This window comes from Streptomyces sulfonofaciens, assembly GCF_014656295.1.
Classification (GTDB): Bacteria; Actinomycetota; Actinomycetes; order Streptomycetales; family Streptomycetaceae; genus Streptomyces; species Streptomyces sulfonofaciens.
In genome coordinates, this window is record NZ_BNCD01000025.1 from 34,166 (window position 1) to 52,974 (window position 18,809).

General features: G+C 72.1%; 14 protein-coding genes. 7 read left to right on the forward strand and 7 right to left on the reverse strand.

Going from position 1 to position 18,809, the window contains the following annotated elements; genetic code table 11:
* Positions 1-67: 67 nt before the first annotated feature.
* The 3 genes from IE313_RS29655 to IE313_RS29665 all read right to left on the reverse strand — a co-directional run bounded on the left by IE313_RS29655 (position 68) and on the right by IE313_RS29665 (position 2,442).
* The gene (locus tag IE313_RS29655; RefSeq protein WP_189937655.1) at positions 68-709 is read right to left on the reverse strand and encodes a class I SAM-dependent methyltransferase; all 642 of its coding nucleotides are present in this window, start codon (positions 707-709) and stop codon (positions 68-70) included.
* A gap of 76 nt (positions 710-785) precedes the next feature.
* Complete coding sequence (locus IE313_RS29660; protein WP_189937658.1) at positions 786-1,412, reverse strand: TetR/AcrR family transcriptional regulator; 627 nt, start codon at positions 1,410-1,412, stop codon at positions 786-788.
* A 25-nt stretch (positions 1,413-1,437) separates the two neighbouring features.
* On the reverse strand, positions 1,438-2,442 hold the full coding sequence (locus IE313_RS29665; protein ID WP_189937660.1) for an aldo/keto reductase: 1,005 nt from the start codon (positions 2,440-2,442) through the stop codon (positions 1,438-1,440).
* 253 nt (positions 2,443-2,695) lie between these two features.
* Here IE313_RS29665 and IE313_RS29670 point away from each other — a divergent pair, with 253 nt between their 5' ends.
* The gene (locus IE313_RS29670) at positions 2,696-4,282 is read left to right on the forward strand and encodes an alpha/beta fold hydrolase (protein WP_189937662.1); all 1,587 of its coding nucleotides are present in this window, start codon (positions 2,696-2,698) and stop codon (positions 4,280-4,282) included.
* Positions 4,283-4,429: 147 nt separating this feature from the next.
* On the opposite strand, the gene IE313_RS29675 is transcribed toward IE313_RS29670, so the two are convergent.
* Both IE313_RS29675 and IE313_RS29680 read right to left on the reverse strand, forming a co-directional pair.
* Positions 4,430-5,728 carry a glucuronyl esterase domain-containing protein gene (locus tag IE313_RS29675; RefSeq protein ID WP_189937664.1) on the reverse strand — a complete coding sequence of 433 codons (1,299 nt, stop codon included), beginning with the start codon at positions 5,726-5,728 and terminating at the stop codon, positions 4,430-4,432.
* 674 nt (positions 5,729-6,402) lie between these two features.
* Positions 6,403-7,095, reverse strand: a complete 693-nt coding sequence (locus tag IE313_RS29680) for a TetR/AcrR family transcriptional regulator (protein ID WP_189937666.1) — start codon at positions 7,093-7,095, stop codon at positions 6,403-6,405.
* A gap of 53 nt (positions 7,096-7,148) precedes the next feature.
* On the opposite strand from IE313_RS29680, the gene IE313_RS29685 reads away from it, so the two are divergent.
* Positions 7,149-8,267 (forward strand): FAD-dependent oxidoreductase, encoded by a 1,119-nt coding sequence (locus IE313_RS29685; protein ID WP_189937669.1) that lies wholly within the window; start codon positions 7,149-7,151, stop codon positions 8,265-8,267.
* 96 nt (positions 8,268-8,363) lie between these two features.
* On the opposite strand, the gene IE313_RS29690 is transcribed toward IE313_RS29685, so the two are convergent.
* A complete protein-coding gene (locus tag IE313_RS29690; protein WP_189937671.1) occupies positions 8,364-9,821 on the reverse strand; it encodes an MFS transporter in 1,458 nt (485 codons plus the stop codon).
* A gap of 64 nt (positions 9,822-9,885) precedes the next feature.
* Here IE313_RS29690 and dusB point away from each other — a divergent pair, with 64 nt between their 5' ends.
* The 5 genes from dusB (at position 9,886) to IE313_RS29715 (ending at position 18,326) form a co-directional block, all read left to right on the forward strand.
* Positions 9,886-11,160, forward strand: a complete 1,275-nt coding sequence (dusB, locus tag IE313_RS29695; protein ID WP_373317090.1) for a tRNA dihydrouridine synthase DusB — start codon at positions 9,886-9,888, stop codon at positions 11,158-11,160.
* Positions 11,161-11,992: 832 nt separating this feature from the next.
* Positions 11,993-14,905 carry a pyruvate, phosphate dikinase gene (gene ppdK / locus IE313_RS29700; RefSeq protein ID WP_373317091.1) on the forward strand — a complete coding sequence of 971 codons (2,913 nt, stop codon included), beginning with the start codon at positions 11,993-11,995 and terminating at the stop codon, positions 14,903-14,905.
* Between the two features lie 214 nt (positions 14,906-15,119).
* The gene (locus tag IE313_RS29705) at positions 15,120-16,376 is read left to right on the forward strand and encodes an ABC transporter substrate-binding protein (protein WP_189937675.1); all 1,257 of its coding nucleotides are present in this window, start codon (positions 15,120-15,122) and stop codon (positions 16,374-16,376) included.
* A 10-nt stretch (positions 16,377-16,386) separates the two neighbouring features.
* Entirely contained in the window at positions 16,387-17,385 is a 999-nt protein-coding gene (locus IE313_RS29710) for a carbohydrate ABC transporter permease (protein WP_189937677.1), read from the forward strand.
* A 2-nt stretch (positions 17,386-17,387) separates the two neighbouring features.
* Positions 17,388-18,326, forward strand: coding sequence for a carbohydrate ABC transporter permease (locus tag IE313_RS29715; RefSeq protein ID WP_189937679.1), 939 nt, complete (start codon positions 17,388-17,390; stop codon positions 18,324-18,326).
* Here the strand turns inward: IE313_RS29715 and IE313_RS36520 are convergent.
* On the reverse strand, positions 18,226-18,753 hold the full coding sequence (locus IE313_RS36520; RefSeq protein WP_373317093.1) for an SDR family oxidoreductase: 528 nt from the start codon (positions 18,751-18,753) through the stop codon (positions 18,226-18,228). The two genes, IE313_RS29715 and IE313_RS36520, sit on opposite strands and share 101 nt — an antisense overlap.
* Between the last annotated feature and the right edge of the window lie 56 nt (positions 18,754-18,809).

The window sequence follows — 18,809 nt, forward strand, 5'->3', positions numbered from 1 at the left end:
GCCGCGGTCGGCACACCGTCCGCCGGCAGCCGAGGCTCCGGTGGCGCCTCCTGCCGATCTGGGCGGATCACGGTTGTTCGGACGGGAGGCGGGCCAGCAGGTGGGCGTCGAGGAAGCCCCGCTCGGAGGCCGGGTCGTGGAGCAGCCGGGCGAACGGGACGAGGCCGGCCCCGGAGAGCAGCTCGGCGAACCGGTCCACCGGCCAGCCGTAGGCGGGCGTCACCTTGTGGTCGAAGCGGACCGGTTCCGGTCGGTCGGTCGCGAAGAACGAGACCAGGAGCAGGCCGCCCGGTGCCAGGACGCGCACCTGCTCGGCGAGCAGCGCGGGCAGTTCCCCCGGCGGGGTGTGGATCATCGAGTAGTGGGCCAGTACACCGCCGAGCGCACGGTCCCCGACCGGCAGGGCCTCCATCCGCGCCTCGTCGAACCGCAGTGCCGGATGGGCCCGCCGGGCGTGGTCGACCATGCCCGGGGAGAGGTCGAGCCCGAAGGCGTCCAGTCCAGCCTCGTGCAGCATGGACGTCAGATGGCCGGGGCCGCACCCGACGTCGGCTGCGCGCGGGTTCCCCGTCCCGCGCACCAGCTCGGCGAAGGTGCCGATCATGGCCCGCGAGAACGGGTGCGCCTCCAGGCGGTTCGCGAACATCGAGGCGTACCGCTCGACGACCCCGTCGTAGGCCGCCCTGGTCTCTTCCTGGTGCTCCACCACGGGTGGGAAGGTAACACCCGCGCACGGTCGCACTGCCGGGCCCGTGCCGGCCCCGCCGCCGGAGGACGACTGCCCGTCAGTGGCCACGGGACCGGCCCGGCTCCCGCCCCGCCGTGGCCGTAAGCCCCCTGACCAGCAGCTCCACCGTGGCCTCGAAGGCGTCGCCGATGCCGGGGCGCGACCATTCGGGGGCGTGGGCCGGGTCGTGGAAGCGGCTGGTGGCGTGGAAGAGCGCTTCGGCGGTGGCGGCGGCGCCACCGGGTACGGCGGTGAACTCGCCGCGGGCCACGCCCGCCTCCACGATGACGGTGAGCTGGCCCACCAGGTCGGCCAGGTGCGCGGCGACCACCCCGCTGCTCCCGTCCAGCAGCACCTCGTAGGTCGCGAACAGCTCAGGATCGCCGCCCGCCTTCTGCCGCTTCGCGGCGAACAGCGCGGCCAGCCAGGCGCGCAGCACACCGTCCGCGGACTGCTCCCGGCGGCCGGCGATGTGCCGCAGCTCGTCCGCCGTCCGGTCCAGCCACCGCTTGGTCACCGCCTCGCGCAGCGCCGCCTTGGTCCCGAAGTGCCGGTAGACGCTGCCGTGGCTGACGCCGAGCGCGCGTGCCACGTCGACCACGGTGGCCTTGCCGGGGCCGTGCCGGCGCAGCACCTCCTCGGTGGCTTCGAGGATGCGCTCGGCGGTCAGGGGCTCGGGTGACATGTCGACGAAGGTACCCGGACCGCGCTCAGCGCTCGCTGTCGAGGTGTGCCATCTCCGAGGGCTGGTAGCGGTCGCCGGCCGCGGCTCCGGCCGGCACGGCGCGCTCGATGGCGGCGAGGTCAAAGTCGTCGAGCGTCACGTCCCGTGCGCCCAGCGCCTCCGTGAGCCGATCGCGGCGGCGGGCGCCGACGAGCGGCACGATGTCGTCGCCCCGCGAGGCCACCCAGGCGATCGCGATCTGCGCGACGGTGACGCCCTTCTGCTCGGCGATCTTCCGCAGCGCCTCGACGAGACCCAGGTTGTGCCGGAGGTTCTCGCCCTGGAAGCGCGGCACACGGGCCCGGAAGTCACGGGCGTCGAGCTTGCGGTCCCGGGTGAAGTGGCCCGAGATCAGGCCGCGGGAGAGCACTCCGTAGGCGGTGATGCCGATGCCCAGCTCGCGGGTGGTCGGCAGGATCGCCTCCTCGACGGAGCGGGAGATCAGCGAGTACTCGATCTGCAGGTCGACGATCGGGGCGGTGGCCGCCGCCCTGCGGATGGTCTCCGCACCGACCTCGGACAGCCCGATGTACCGGACGAACCCCGCCTCGACCAGCTCGGCGATGGCACCGACCGTCTCCTCGACGGGCACCTTGGGGTCGAGCCGGGCGGGACGGTAGACGTCGATGTGGTCCACGCCCAGTCGTTGCAGCGAGTACGCGGCGAAGTTCTTCACCGCGGCCGGGCTCGCGTCGTACCCCACGAAGGCGCCCGCGGGGTCGCGCTGGCCGCCGAACTTGACGCTGATCAGAGCCTGTTCGCGGCGTGCCGCGGGGGCCGTGCGCAGGGCCTCGTTGATCAGCAGCTCGTTGTGGCCCTGGCCGTAGAAGTCGCCGGTGTCCAGCAGGGTGACCCCGGCCTCCAGGGCGGCGTGGATGGTCGCGATCGACTCGTCGCGGTCGGTGTCCCCGTACATCGAGGACATTCCCATGCAGCCGAGGCCGACCTCGGAGACCTCGGGGCCGCTGCTGCCGAGCTTCAGGGTGCGCATTGGATGCTCCTTACGTGAAGCCGCTCGCCTGAACCTGTCTTGTCCCGGCCACCCTGTCATGACAGATGACATTTATCAATTTCTGTCAGCCGAACGGTCGTGTCGCCGGTCGCAGCGCGGGCGCAGGGCCGTCCGCGACGTCCGCGAGTTCGGATGGGACTTCGACGCGGCACGGAGGCACAGTCGATACAGCCCGCTCCTAACCTGCCTTCGTGATCCGAACGATCCGACCGGATGGACCCGAGGAGCCTTCATGCCGCTGACCGGCACAGCACACAGGAGAACGAGGAAGGCCGTCGTCGCGGCGGCCGGTATGGCACTGGCCGCCCTGGGCGTGCAGTCGCTGGCCGCCACGACGGCGGATGCCGGACAGAATCCGGCCGCGGTGCCGGCCGCCGCGAAGCTCGTGTGGAAGCCGTGCTTCGAGATCGCCCGCGACTGGAGCACCCCCGAGGACCACGAGACCGAGTGCACGACCGTGCCGGTCCCGCTGGACTACGCCAAGCCGAACGGCCGTCAGGTCGACATAGCCGTGAGCCGGATCAGGGCCACCGAACCCGCCCACCGCCGGGGGGTGCTCCTCATCAACCCCGGTGGCCCCGGCGTGCCGGGCGTCGGCGAGCCCTACCTCCTGTCCCGGAGCAAGATGGCCGACGTCGGGCGCGACCACGACCTGATCGGCTTCGACACGCGCGGCCTGGGATACAGCGGCAAGCTCGTCTGCCCCGAGCTGTCGCCGGACGCCGCGGAGCAGCCGCCCGCCGGGCTCACCCCCAAGGAGCGGGCGAGGTTCAGGAGCGACGACTACGCCGAGAACCTGACGCACTGCGCCGAGCGCGACCCGGACTTCGCCAGGTCGATGACCACGGCGAACATCGCGCGGGACATGGACAGGATCCGCGCCGCACTGGGCGAGAAGAAGATCAGCTACTTCGGCAAGTCGTGGGGCACCGCGCTCGGCGCCTCCTACCGGAGCCTGTTCGGCGGCCACGTGGACAGGATGCTGCTGGACTCGGTGCTGGCACCGGGCCAGTCGAAGACCGACGCGGACGACCAGCTCGCCGCCCACGAGGCACTGTTCCACGACTTCGCCGCGTGGATCGCGGGGTACGACGGCACCTACCACTTCGGCCGCACCGGGGAGGAGGTCGCCAAGGCCCTGATCGCCCTGCGGGACCAGTTGGCGGCCCATCCCCGGCCGGGCGGCACCGGCGGGCCGGCGGTGGACGGCGAGGCGGTCGACGCCCTGCTGCAGGCATCGCGGGCCGACTGGGCGCGGTCGGCCGGTGACCTCGTCGCCATTCGCGACGGCGGTGTACCCGAGGCGCCCTCGGCGGCACCGTCCGAGGCCGGGGGGTCCGAAGCGGCGGAGCCGGTGGGCAACGGTTACGCCGACGACCCCGCCCCCGACGGCGAGGCCGACTTCATGCTCGCGTCCGTGGGCTGCAACGACTCGCCGGCCGACCGCGACTTCGAGGCGAGCTGGGCCCACGCGGAGGAACTGCGGCAGGAGTATCCGGTCGCCGCCTACGGCAGCAACGCCACGCCCGGCATCATCCGGTGCCAGGGCTGGCCCTTCCCGGCACAGCCCTGGCGGCTGAGCAGGAACGGCGGGGCGCTGCAACTGGTCGGGCACGCCTTCGAGGTGAACACCCCCCTGCCGTGGGCGAAGCAGATGCAGGCCACGATCGGAGGCTCGCTGCTGACCGTCCAGGACGACGTCCACGTCTCGCTGGAGAACCTGCCCTGCGCCTCGAAGGCCGTGGCGTTCTTCACCGACGGCACCACCTCCGACGGGTCGTGCCCCGGGGCGCCGATCCCGGCGCCCCGCACGCCCTGACACGGCGCGGCCGACCGTTCGAGGACCCCGAGGCCCGGTGCGAGCGCGCGCCGGGCCTCGGGGCTCGCAGGGGTCCGGGGTCCGCCGGTCCCGGGATCCCCCGGGCCCCGGGACCCGCAGGGGGTGTGCCGTGCGGCGGCTGCCGGGCTAACCGGTGAGGACCGGGGTCTGCCAGTTCCTCCACTCGGCCAGGTCGCCGGACTTCCTGCTCGAAATCCTGAACACACCGGCCTGGCTGCCCGTCTTCAGCAGGAACTTCTGGATGTTCTGCTGCAACGGAGCCTTCCACTCGTTCCTGACGGCGCAGTGCGTCCCGTCCTGGATGTCGGACCAGTAGCTGATGTTGCTGCCCGCCCCGAGCGCCTTGTAGACCTCCGCGCCGCCCAGGGCCGCCACGCTCCCCGACCTGGCGCCCAGCCAGTCGATGTGGGGGTTCTCCATGATGAGGAGCCCCCGCGGTGCGACCATGGCGACGATCTCGTGCGTGTCCACCGGAAGTGTGGACGGGTTCCCCGTGAAGGAGCTGAACGCGTCGCCCAGCCACGGCTGCTCCGAGTAGGCGCTGCTCAGCGGCTGCGAGCCGCCCTCACCCGGGATGCCGCGGAGGATGGGGGCGCCGGCGGTGCCGGACTCGATCGGCATCGTCAGGGCGATGCGCTGGTCGAACGCACCGACCGCGAAGGCGCCCTTCCCGTACCGCGAGCACCCCGTGACGCCCAGCGCGTCCGCCTTGAGGAGGGTGCCGCCGGACTGCTCGATGACGTCGATGATGCGGCTCACGCCCCACGACCAGGCCATGAGCAGCCCGGTGCTGCTCGATGCGCCGTAGATGCCGTAGAACGCGCCCTGCTTGTTGTTCCGCGGCGTGCCCTCCCTGCCGACCGCGAGCGGGTCGTAGGTGATGACCGCGGCACCCGATGCCTTGATGGTGGCCGTGTCCGCGCCGAATCCGCCGAGCACGACGACCGCCGGGAACGGGCCCGGGCCGCTGGGCAGTTCGACCCTGGCCGAGAAGCTGGAGCTCCTGCCCTGGTCCGTCACGTTCACCGTGATGCCGGTGTTCGACACCGTCCCCGTGACGCTCGCGGGTCTGGTGTGCTTCTCGCCGTAGACGTATCTCTCCGCCAGCTTCTTGATCTCCGCGCGCCGGCACCGCCAGTCGGACTTGGCGGTGATGCGCGTGCCGTTCATCCTCTTGAAGGGGTCCGGAAGCTTGGAGTCGGGGGTCAGGGAGCCGGGGGTGGGCACGGCGCAGTCGGCGCCGTCGTCCTCGCCGCCGGCGTTGATCTGGGGCGCGGTGGCCGCGGTGGGCGCGGTGCCGCCGGTGGTCGACGGCGTGCCGAGCGGGGTTGCCGCCTGCGCGCTGAGGGTGCCGGCAGCCGGGCCGGCCACGGACACGAAGACCGCGGCTGCCCACATCCGGGGCCGATGTCGATGGAAGCGCATGTGGGGACCTCCGTGAAAAGGCGCGCGGACGACGGCGACGGTTCCCTGCCGGACGGCACGGAGTCGGTGTGTGCCGGTGCGCGCCGGATGGGGGAAAGCGCGCCGGACCGCGATGCCATCGAGGCTGCCCCAGACCTCGAACACGGCCCGTACACGAACTGGGAGCGCTCCCACTGTAGGAGTGGGCCCGGGAGGCGGCAACAACCGGAACGCGGGCTCCGAGGGTTGGCCGTTTTCGGCCCCTGTCGGGCCCCTCGTGAGGCGCGTTGGGACCCTTTGTCGGGCGCGTTGCGGGGCGCGGCGGTCCAGGGTGCGCGAAGGCCCTGTTCGCCGCGGCGGTCGGCCGGTCGCGGGAGGGGCGGTTTCGCTGCCTGGCGCGACGGCGCCGACGCGGTCGGCGGCCTCGGTGCGGGAGGCGGCGAACCGGCGGCTGCGGGAGACGCCGTACGGGATGTCGGGCAATCGGCCGGAGTGCGGGAGCGGGCCGGTGCGATGCCGGCGACCCTGTGCCGGGTCGCCTTCGACACCGCGAGCGGGTGGAGCGTCCTCGCGCCCGGCGGGCGTGATCTGGTAGGCGTCCGCTCGTCCGATGGCGGTACCGGCGTGGTGAGGTGGTGGCGCGCGACCCGTGGACACCGACCCCGATCCGGCTCACACCCGGCGGGGGCTGGGCGTCACGCCGGCGGCCGGGTGAGTCTGTCGGCCACGGCGTCGAGGACCCAGTCCAGGCCGGTCGCGAAGGATGCCTCGGCGTCCACGTCCGTGCCGTCGTACACGGCCCTGGCCAGCGCCGGGAAGCGGCCCGTGGCCAGCATCCTCGTCATATGCGGGCCACGGGCGCGCTGCCAGTCGCGCTTGGACAGGCCCGTGGCGCGCTCGGCCCGCAGGTCCGCGATCTCGCGCCTGATCGCGCCGGTGGAGTAGGCGCTGACGGTCTCCACGGCGCGCATGACGGTGTCGACGTCGGCGAGGCCGTCGAGGGCGGCCAGCGTGGCCTCGGCCACGGCGAGGCCGTTCGGACCCAGGGCCGGGCGGCCGCCGAGCAGGTCGGCCAGCCATTCGTGGCGGAGAGCGGCCCGCCTGGTGCGGTGGGCGAGGGTGTGCAGCGCCTCCCGCCAGTCACCGGGCTGCCCCTCGGGGAGGATCTCGGCCTGGACCTCGTCCACCATGAGGTCGAACAGCTCCTCCTTGGTGGAGATGTATCCGTACAGGCGCATCGGGCCGGCGCTCAGCCGGGCAGCGACCTTGCGCAACGACACCGCCTCCAGCCCGCCCTCGTCGGCCAGCGCGATGGCGGCGGCGACGATCCGCTCCCGGTCGAGCGGCACGGGGCGAGTCGGCGGCTCCGGCCGGTCCCACACAGTCATGGTCATACCCTACTGTTGCGATACGCCGTATCGTGTAAATACAGTGTATCGACATGAGACAACGTATCGCCGTGGTCGGTGGCGGCCCCGCCGGCCTTGCCTTCGCCGGCGTCCTGCACCGCCATGGCCACCCCGTCGCCGTCCTCGAACGGGATCCCGCCCCCGACGCGCGCCCCCCGGGCGGCACGCTGGACCTGCACGAAGGACTGGGCCAGCTCGCGCTGGACAAGGCGGGGCTGCTGGCCAAGTTCCGGGCGCTGTCCCGTCCCGAGGGGCAGGCCATGCGCATCCTGGACGCGGACGGGACCGTCCTGCGCGACTGGCGACCCCGTCCGGATGACCGGGCCAATCCCGAGATCGACCGCGGGCAGCTCCGTGACCTGCTGCTCGGTCGGCTCGCCGTCCGGTGGGGCCGGGACGTGACGCAGGTGGTGCCGGGGACCCGGGACGGCGTACTGGTCCGTTTCGCGGACGGGCGGCAGGAGGCGTTCGACCTCGTGGTCGGCGCGGACGGTGCCTGGTCCCGGACCCGCCCGGCAGTCTCGCCGGTGACCCCGCACTACACCGGCGTCACCTCGGTCGAGACCTCCCTCGACGACGTCGACACCCGCCATCCCGACCTCGCCAGGTTGATCGGCGACGGTTCCATGGCCGTGTACGGCGTGAACCGAGCTCTCGTCGCCCAGCGCAACAGCGGCGGCCACGTCAAGGTGTACGCCCAGTTCCGCGCGCCGCTGGACTGGCACACGAACCTGGACCTGGCCGACGTCGAGGCCGTGCGATCGAGCCTGCTGGCCCTGTTCGACGGCTGGGCCGCTCCCGTCCTCGACCTCCTCCGCCACGGCACCGCTTTCGTCGACCGGCCCCTCTACGTCCTGCCCGTGTCCCACACCTGGACCCACGTCCCCGGGGTGACGCTGCTGGGCGACGCCGCCCATCTGATGCCCCCGTTGGGGGCGGGCGCGAACCTCGCGATGCTGGAAGGCGCCGAACTCGCCGAGTCCCTCGCCAGCGCCCCGGGAGATCCGGACGAGGTCGTCCGCGCCTTCGAGGAACGGATGTGGGCACGGGCCGGCAGGTGGGCGAAGACCACGACGGCCGGCCTGGAACGCCTCGTGGGCCCGGACCCCGCCGAAGCCCTCGCCCTCTTCGACCAGGTCCAGCCGTCCTGACCGCCGAGCGCGAGGGCACCGGCACCGACGGCTCGCCACTGCTTCACGGGGCGGTACGGCACCGGAACGGACGTCCGGGGCCCCGTCCGCCGCGCGCTAGTGGATCGGGCTGCCCGCCCGCTCGGGTACCGCTTCCGGAGCCGCGAGCCGTTCCGCCGTGCGGCGCGCGGTCCCGCGTGCCCACCGTCCGCTGGTCACCCACCCCAGCACCAGCACGCACACCCCGCAGCCGGTCAGGATCCACCAGGCGGGACGGCTCGCGGCCACGAAGCCCGCCCGGTAGCTCGCTGTGCCGACCCCGGACGCCAGCACCGCACCGATGACGGCCACGCCCAGGGTCGAGCCGATCTGCCGGCTCGTGGACGCCACCGCGGCCGCCACTCCGGCCTGCGCCCGGGGCATCCCGGACACCGCTGTGTTGGTGATCGGCGCGTTCACGAACCCGAAGCCGAGGCCGAAGAGCACATAGCCGGTGAGCAGGGTCACGTTCGACGTCTCCGCGTCCAGCACGGCGAACAGCACCCCGCTCGCGGTCATCGCGACTCCCGCGAGCAGCAGCGGGAACCGCGGCCCCCGGCTGCCCACCAGCCGTCCCGACAACGGTGCGCAGACGAACGTCACCGCCGCCATCGGCAGCATCCACAGCCCGGCACGCAGCGCGCTGAGTCCGCGTACGTCCTGGAGGAAGAGCGTGCTCAGGAAGAGGAATCCGCCGAGTGCCGCGAACGCGCTCACCGCGATGGCCGTGGCCCCGCTGAACGGTGCGCTGCGGAAGAACCGCACGTCGATCAGGGGCTCGGGGCGCCGCGGCTCGTAGCGGATCAGCGCGGCCAGCGCCACGGCGGCGAGCGCGGCGAAGAACAGGATCCGCGGCGAGGCCCAGCCCGCGTCGGGAGCGGCGATGATCGCGTAGGTGAGCGAGCCCAGCAGCACGACGACCAGCACCTGGCCCACCGGATCGGTCCTGCGCGGCTTTGGGGCGCGCGACTCGGGAACGAACCGCATGGTCAGCAGCAGGGCGGCGAGGCCCACGGGGAGGTTGATCCAGAAGATGGAGCGCCAGCCCACCGAGTCCACCAGCAGTCCGCCGACCAGCGGTCCCGCGGCCATCGATATCCCGACCACACCGCCCCAGACGCCGATGGCGCGGGCCCTCTCCCGGGGATCGGTGAAGGTGTTGGTGATGATGGACATGGCGACCGGATTGAGCATCGAGCCGCCGATCGCCTGGACCATGCGGAAGACCACGAGCAGCGAGAGGCTGGGCGCCAGCGAGCACAGCAGCGAGCCGACCGTGAAGATGACGAGGCCCGCCTGGAAGACCCGGCGGCGCCCGATCCGGTCGGCGGTGGAGCCGGAGAGCATCAGCAGTGAGGCGAGGACCAGCGTGTACGCGTCGATCGTCCACTGCAGCCCGGCAACGCTCGCGTGCAGCTCGCGCTGCAAAGCGGGCAGGGCGACGTTCAGTACGGTGTTGTCGAGGCTGACGATCAGCAGGCTCATGCAGCAGATGGCAAGAACCAGCATCCTCCGTCGGTGACTGAGCTCCGGCATTCTTCAATAGTACGCCTAACTAACGACCTTGAGTGCACGCTTCCCGGTACGCGACAATGGGGGGATGTCCACGCCCATGACGACGACCGCGCCGCCCGCCGCACCCGCGGTGGCGGCCACCGAAGCGCCCGCGGCCACGGAGGACTCCCGCGCCCCGGAGTCCGGCGGCCTCGCGATCGGCCCGTACACCGTCTGGCCGCCCGTCGTGCTCGCGCCCATGGCCGGTATCACCAACGCTCCCTTCCGCACCCTGTGCCGCGCTTTCGCCGAGGGCCGCGGCGGGGCCGGCCCGGGGCGGCCCGCAGCCCCGGCCCAGGGCCGGCACAGGGGCCTCTTCGTGAGCGAGATGATCACCACTCGCGCGCTGGTCGAGCGGAACGAGAAGACCATGCAACTGGTCCGTTTCGACGCGAGCGAGCGGCCGCGCTCCATCCAGTTGTACGGAGTGGACCCGGCGACCGTCGGCAAGGCCGTCCGCATGATCGCCGAGGAGGACCTGGCCGACCACATCGACCTCAACTTCGGCTGCCCCGTGCCGAAGGTCACCCGCAAGGGGGGCGGCTCCGCGCTGCCGTTCAAGCGGCCGCTGCTGCGCGCGATCCTGCGCGAGGCGGTGCGCGGCGCCGGGACCCTGCCGGTCACGATGAAGATGCGCAAGGGCATCGACGACGACCACCTCACCTACCTCGACGCCGGACGCATCGCCGTCGAGGAGGGCGTCAGTGCCGTGGCGCTGCACGGCCGCACCGCCGCGCAGCACTACGGCGGCACGGCCGACTGGGACGCAATCGCCCGCCTCAAGGAGCACGTGCCCGAGATCCCCGTGCTCGGCAACGGGGACGTCTGGTCCGCGCCGGACGCGCTCCGGATGATGCGCGCCACCGGCTGCGACGGCGTCGTGGTCGGCCGCGGCTGCCTGGGCAGGCCCTGGCTCTTCGGCGACCTCGTCACCGCGTTCGAGGGCGGCGGGGCGGCTGCCCGGCCGACGCTGCGCGAGGTCGCGGACGTGATGCTGCGGCACGCGACGCTGCTCGGCGAGTGGCTGGGCGACGAGGCGCGCGGTGTGATCGACTTCCGCAAGCACGTGGCCTGGTACCTCAAGGGGTTCGCGGTCGGGTCCGAGATGCGCGGCAGGCTGGCGATCGCCTCCTCGCTCGCCGAGCTCGCGGCGGGCCTGGGCGAACTGGACCTGGACCAGCCCTGGCCGCCCGGCGCGGAGGGTCCGCGCGGCCGCACCTCGGGCAAGAACCGGGTGGTCCTGCCGGACGGCTGGCTGGCCGATCCGCACGACTGCACGGGCCTCGGCGCGGACGCGGAACTGGACACGTCGGGCGGCTGACCCGAGGGCGCGGGAACGCGGGGCGCGCGGAGCGCACGGGTTTGCGGGGGCGGCCCGCGGCGCGGCGCACGATCCGCGCCGGACGGGCCGGTGCCGCGCGGTCCCCGGCCCGCCCCGCGCCAGTGAGCCTGCGCCTCGCCCCGCGCCACGGAGCTTGCGCCTCGCGCCAGTGAGCCTGCGCCTCGCGCCGCGCCTGCGCCCAGCCCGGCGCCGTGCGGTTTCCCCCCGCCCGGCCGCGCCGCGGAGCCCTCGCCCCTGTCTCCGCGGTGCCGAGCGGCAACGCTCCGGTGAGCGGGCCGGTGAGGGGGCCGCCGAGCGGCATCGATGAGGGGCCTGCGGGCGGAAGCCGCGAGGGTTCCCACACATTCGGCTGGAAACCGCCCCGGATTGGTCCTGTCCCCTTCGGCTCGGGACCGGGGGTCCCGCCCTGTCCGGCTCAGGACCGCCCGGCGCGCGTCCGACCGGCCTCACATCTCCCGAGCTCAGGCCCGCGGCACGGACCGCGGGGCCTACCTCCGGCCGCGCCGTGCGCTGTCCGGATGCTGACATCGGCACCGATCCGGGCATGTGATTCTCGCCACTTCGAGAGCCTTTCCGCTCGAATGAGCGGGCCCCCGTACGGATGCACTTCTCCAAAAGATGGCACCCAGTGCCATGGCGTCGATCTTCGGCGGCTGAAATCAGATGGGGCTATAGTCGCTCATGTGAGCGCTGGATGTGCTCAGTCATCCCAGCCCCGTTCAAGAGGTGAACGCAGGCCGGTCGGATACCACTCGTCCCAGCGACTTTCGATCTGCTGGCGGACGGGTGGTTGCGGCCGTATGACGCACGAGTGGACGTACCGAGACACCTTCGATCTGGGTATGTTCCTCGCCGTCAGGGCAGCCACCGCGCCCGCCCGTCGCCCACCGCCGCCCTCATCGGAGCGGACTCCGTCCGTGCTGCCTATCTTCAGGAGTCGAGAGCCGTGTCGGAAAACGCAGGGAACTCAGCCACGAAGTACGTGTACGACTTCACGGAGGGCAACAAGGACCTCAAGGATCTGCTCGGCGGCAAGGGCGCCAACCTGGCCGAGATGACGAACCTCGGTCTCCCCGTGCCGCCGGGCTTCACGATCACCACGGAGGCCTGCCGCGTCTACCTGGAGAGCGGTGAGGTTCCCGAGGCGCTGAACGACGAGGTGAGCGCGCACCTCGCCGCGCTGGAGCAGACGATGGGCAAGAAGCTCGGCGAGCCCAGCGACCCGCTCCTGGTGTCCGTGCGTTCGGGAGCGAAGTTCTCGATGCCCGGCATGATGGACACCGTTCTGAACATCGGCCTCTCCGACGCTTCCGTGGAGGGCCTGGCCGCCCAGGCCGGCGACGACCGGTTCGCGTGGGACTCCTACCGCAGGCTCATCCAGATGTTCGGCAGGACGGTGCTCGGCATCGAGGGCGCGCAGTTCGAACGGGCCCTCGAAGAGATCACCGGCCCCGGCGCGTCACCGGGTGCCACCTCCGACGCCGACCTGAGCGCCGCCGACCTGAAGAAACTGGTCAAGCGGTTCAAGAAGATCGTCAAGAACGAGGCCGGCCGGGACTTCCCGCAGGACCCGCGCGAGCAGATGGACCTCGCCGTCAAGGCCGTCTTCACGTCCTGGAACGGAGAGCGGGCCAGGCTCTACCGGCGCCAGGAGCGCATCCCGCACGACCTCGGCACCGCGGTCAGCGTGGTCTCGATGGTCTTCGGCAACCTCGGCGCGGACTCCGGCACCGGCGTCGCCTTCACCCGAGACCCGGCCAGCGGCCAGCAGGGCGTCTACGGGGACTACCTCCAGAACGCCCAGGGCGAGGACGTCGTCGCGGGCATCCGCAACACCGTGCCGCTCGCCGAGCTCGAAGCGCTCGACGAGAAGTCGTACACCGAACTTCTGCGGATCATGGAGACCCTGGAGAACCACTACAAGGACCTCTGCGACATCGAGTTCACCATCGAGCGCGGCAAGCTCTGGATGCTCCAGACCCGGGTCGGCAAGCGCACTGCGGGCGCCGCCTTCCGCATCGCCGTCCAACTGGTGGACCAGGGGCTGATCACCGAGGCCGAGGCGCTGCGCCGCGTCACCGGTGGCCAGCTCGCGCAACTGATGTTCCCGCGCTTCGACGAGAAGGCGGCGGACGGCGCGGCCGCGGAGCACGGCGTCCAGAAGATCGCGCACGGCATCGCCGCCTCGCCCGGTGCCGCGTCCGGCAAGGCGGTCTTCGACTCGTACACCGCGATCAAGTGGTCGCGGTCCGGCGAGAAGGTCATCCTGATCCGGCGCGAGACCAACCCCGACGACCTGGACGGCATGATCGCCGCCGAGGGCATCCTGACCTCGCGCGGCGGCAAGACCTCGCACGCCGCCGTCGTCGCCCGCGGGATGGGCAAGACGTGCGTGTGCGGCGCGGAGGAGCTGGAGGTCGACACCAAGCGGCGCTGCATGACCGCGCGAGGCATCGACAGCTCCACCGGCCGCGGCACCGTCGTGGTCGAGGAGGGCGACACCGTCTCCATCGACGGCTCCACCGGCAAGGTCTACGTCGGCGAGGTGCCGGTGGTGCCGTCGCCGGTCGTGGAGTACTTCGAGGGCCGGATGCACGCGGGCGCCGACGACGCCGACGAACTGGTCGTCGCGGTGCACCGGATCATGGCGTACGCGGACCGGGTGCGGCGGCTGCGGGTGCGTGCCAACGCCGACAGCGCCGAGGACGCGCTGCGCGCCCGGCGGTTCGGCGCCCAGGGCATCGGACTGTGCCGTACGGAGCACATGTTCCTCGGGGAGCGCCGCGAGTACGTCGAGCGGCTGATCCTCGCGGACACCGACGGCGAGCGCGAGGATGCCCTCAAGGCGCTGCTGCCGATGCAGAAGCAGGACTTCGTTGAGCTCCTGGAGGCCATGGACGGCCTGCCGGTGACGGTGCGGCTGCTCGACCCGCCGCTGCACGAGTTCCTGCCCGACATCACCGAGCTGTCCGTACGCGTGGCACTCGCCGAGTCCCGCAAGGACGCCAACGAGAACGACCTGCGGCTGCTCCAGGCCGTGCACCGGCTGCACGAGCAGAACCCGATGCTGGGCCTGCGCGGTGTCCGCCTCGGCCTCGCCATCCCGGGCCTGTTCGCCATGCAGGTGCGTGCCATCGCCGAGGCCGCCGCCGAGCGGTGCGCCGCCAAGGGCGACCCGCGCGCAGAGATCATGATCCCGCTGGTCGGCACCGTCCAGGAGCTGGAACTCGTCCGCGACGAGGCCACCCAGGTGATCGCCGACGTGGAGGAGGCCACCGGCACCACGCTGGGCCTGGCGCTCGGCACCATGATCGAGCTGCCGCGTGCGGCACTGACCGCGGGTGAGATCGCCGAGGCCGCCGAGTTCTTCTCCTTCGGCACCAACGACCTCACCCAGACCGTGTGGGGCTTCAGCCGCGACGACGTGGAGGCGAGCTTCTTCACGGCCTACCTGGAGAAGGGCATCTTCGGGGTCTCCCCGTTCGAGACCATCGACCGGGACGGTGTCGGCAGGCTCGTCGAGGACGCGGTCCGCGCTGGCCGGGCCACCAGGCCGGACCTCAAGCTCGGCATCTGCGGCGAGCACGGCGGCGATCCGGAGTCGGTGCACTTCTTCCACGAGGTCGGACTCGACTACGTCTCCTGCTCGCCGTTCCGCATCCCCGTGGCCCGTCTGGAGGCCGCTCGCGCCTGCGCCGCCCCGCACAGCAGCGACAGCCGCTGACCCCCGGCCGTCCGCCCGCACGGCAGCGCGGCCGCCGGGTTCCGGCTCGCACGGGCCGGTGCCCCCGCCCGCACACGCCGGCGCTCCCCCCGCCGGCGTGCGCCGCGGTACCCGTGGGGCCCCGGGGGGTGACATTCCGCTGTAATAACCCTGTCGTAAACGCACTGCATGGTTGATCGTTGGGCCAGGCCACACGATCGGACAGGGGGACAGCATGACCGTCAGCCGGAGGATGCTTCTCGCGGCGGGTGCCGCGACGGGGGCGGGGGCGGCGCTCAGCGCCTGCGGTTCCAACACCGGCCGCGGCGACGGCTCGGGGTCCGCGGGGAAGGGGCCGGCGCTCCAGCAGTGGTACCACCAGTACGGCGAGCAGGGCACCGAGCAGGCAGTCCAGCGGTACGCGGCCGCCTACGACAAGGCGCGGGTCACCGTCCAGTGGCGGCCCGGCAACTACGACCAGCAGACCGCCGCCGCCCTGCTCACCGACTCGGGCCCGGACGTCTTCGAGGGCAGTCCCACGCTCGACCAGATCCGCGGCGGCCAGGTCGTCGACCTCACCGACCTGATCGAGGGCGTCAAGGACGACTTCAACCCGGCGGTACTGGCACCGAAGACCTACCGGGGCAGGATATGGGGCATCCCGCAGGTCATCGACATGCAGATGCTCTTCTACCGCAAGAGCCTGCTCGCCAAGGCGCACATCGACCCGCCCACGACGCTCGACGAACTCGTCGACGCCGCCAAGGCGCTGACGTCGAAGCAGGTCAAGGGCCTGTTCCTCGGCAACGACGGCGGTGCAGGCGCGCTCGGCGGCACCCCGCTGTACGCGGCCGGCCTGGAACTGGTCACCGAGGGCGGCAAGGTCGGCTTCGACGACCCGGCCGCGGCCCGCACCCTGGGCAAGCTGCACCGGCTCTACGCCGACAAGTCGCTGCTGCTCGGCGCCCCCGCCGACTGGTCCGACCCGTCGGCGTTCCTCCAGGGCCTGACCGCCATGCAGTGGACGGGCCTGTGGGCGCTGCCGCAGGTGCAGAAGGAACTGGGCGACGACTTCGGAGTGCTGCCGTTCCCCAAGGACGGCTCCGGCGCACCGACCGTGCCCGTCGGCGCCTACGGTGCGGCCGTCAGCGCGCGCAGCAAGCACAAGGACGCCGCCAAGGCGTTCGTGAAGTGGCTGTGGGTGGACGGCACCGCCGACCAGAAGGACTTCGCGCTCTCCTACGGATTCCACATCCCGGCCCGGATCTCGCTGGCGAAGCAGGCCCGGCAACTGCGCGAGGGCGCGGCCGCGGACGCGGTCCGGTTCACCACCGAGCACAGCTTCGCCGAGCCGCTGCTGTGGACCCAGGCCAGCAAGACCGCCTACCAGGACGCCGTCAACCGCATCATCCGGGACGGGGCGAGCCCCGACGGCCAGCTCAGGACGGTGGTGCGGAAGGTGTCCGCGGAACTCGACCGGGTGCAGAGGTGACCGCCCGGCGATGAAGCGCTCCGCACCTGACCCTCCCACCGACCTGCTCACCGGCCGGGAAGCGGCCGCACCCGCCGGATCCCGGCGCCGCCCGGCGCTGCCCGCACTGCGCACCCGCGGCCGGGACGCGCTCTGGTTCTGGATCTTCGTGGGACCCTTCGCGCTGGGCCTCGGCGTCTTCACGTACATCCCGCTCGCCTGGAGCGTCTACCTCAGCTTCTTCGACGCGCACAACACGGTCACGCCCGACCACTTCATCGGGCTCGGCAACTACACGTCGATGCTTCGGGACGGCGCCTTCACCGGCAGCCTGACGACGTTCGCCGCGTTCTGCGCGTTCATCGTCCCCGCCACCTACCTGCTGTCCCTGGCCCTCGCCCTGATGGTGAACCGGCTGCGCAGGGCGCAGGCGTTCTTCCGGTCGGTGTTCTTCCTGCCCGCCGCGTGCTCCTACGTCGTCGCCGCGCTGATCTGGAAGATGTCCATCTTCAACGGGGTGCGCTTCGGGCTCGCGAACACGGTGCTCGGCTGGTTCGGCGCCGACCAGACGGCCTGGCTGTCGACCACCTCGCCACCCTGGTACTGGCTGGTGATCGTCACCGTGCGGCTCTGGCTCCAGGCCGGTTTCTACATGATCCTCTTCCTGGCCGGCCTCCAGCGGATCAGCCCGGTGCTCTACGAGGCCGCCGCGGTCGACGGGGCACGGCCGGGCTGGCAGGTCTTCAGGCACATCACCTTCCCGCAACTGCGCGCCACCTCCGTGGCCGTGGTGCTGCTGCTGGTGATCAACGCCTTCCAGGCCTTCGACGAGTTCTACAACCTGCTCTCCGACGCCCGCGGCTATCCGCCCTACGCCCGCCCGCCGCTGGTCTACCTCTACTTCACGGCTCTCGGGCAGGAGCAGAACCTGGGCTACGGCAGTGCGGGCGCGGTGATCCTGGCGCTGATCATCGCCGTGGTGACGGTCGGTCAGGCCCGCTGGTTCGGGCTCGGCAGGAAGGAGGACTGACGATGGCCGCCGACACCCACGGGCGTCCCGGCGCACGCGGTGACCGCACCGCACGCCCGCAGCGCGCCCCGCACAGCCAAAGCGCCACCGTCCGCCCGCGCCCCTCCGGCGAGGGTCTCGTGCGTGCCGGCAGGGCGCTGCGGGCCGCGCTGCTGACGGCACTGGCGGTGCTCTTCCTGGTGCCGTTCTACCTCCTGGTCCGCAACGGCCTGGCCAGCGAGCAGGACATCACCTCGCCGGAGTGGACGTTCTTCCCCAGTACGCTGCACTGGTCGAACCTGTCGGAGCTGTTCTCCGACACATCCGTCCCGTTCGCCCGCTCGCTGCTGAACTCGGCGCTGATCGCGGTCGCCACCACGCTGGGCACCCTGCTGCTGGCCTCGCTCGCCGGCTACGGCCTGGCCCGCATCCCGTACCGCCACGCGAACAAGGTCTTCTACGCGATCCTTGGCACCCTGATGGTCCCGGCGACCGTCACCTTCGTGCCGACGTTCGTGCTGGTGTCGACCCTGGGCTGGATCTCCACGCTGCGCGGGTTGATCGTGCCGACGCTGTTCTCGGCCTTCGCCTGCTTCGTCTTCCGGCAGTACTTCCTGGGCTTCCCGCGGGAGCTGGAGGACGCGGCGCGGGTGGACGGGCTCGGGTACGGGCGCACGTTCTGGCTGATCGTGGTGCCGAACTCCCGGCCGGTCTTCGCGGCGGTCGGCACCATCGTGTTCATCGGTGCCTGGAACTCGTTCCTGTGGCCGCTGGTCATCGGCCAGGACCGGCAGGCGTGGACGGTCCAGGTGGCCCTGTCGTCGTTCACGACCTCCCAGGTCATCCGGCTGCACGAGCTGTTCACCGCCGCTGCCGTCTCGATCGTGCCGCTGCTGGTGGTCTTCCTCTTCTTCCAGCGGTGGATCGTGGCCGGGGTGGAGCGGTCGGGGATCGACGACTGAACGGCTCCGCGGGCACCCGTGGGCGCCCGCGGACCGGTGCGCCCGGCGGCGCCCCGCGGACACCCGGGCGCCGGTCGGGGCCGGTTCGCTCGGGCCGAGATGCCGCCGTCGACGACCAGGCCGGTGCCGACCAGGCAGGCGGCGGCGTCGGAGGCCAGGTGGAGGACGGCCGCGGCCACCTTCCCTGCGAGCAGACGCGGCCCGGCGGCGAGGCCCGCTCCATGCGCTCCGCACGGTCCTCCCCGCTCTCGCCGGGCGCGAGCGACATGGCGCTGTCGGACGGTCCAGAGCTGACCGCGTCGATGCGGACGCCCTCGCCGATGCGGTCGGGCGCGGCCGCCCGGGTCAGCGCGGACACGGCGGCCTTGGAGGCGGTGTACGCCGCGGTGCCGGGACGGCGGGTGCGGGCGCCGAGGCCGGAGGAGATGTCGACGACGGCCCCCGCCGCCGTCCGCGCGCATCCGGGCGATCCCGTGCTCCATG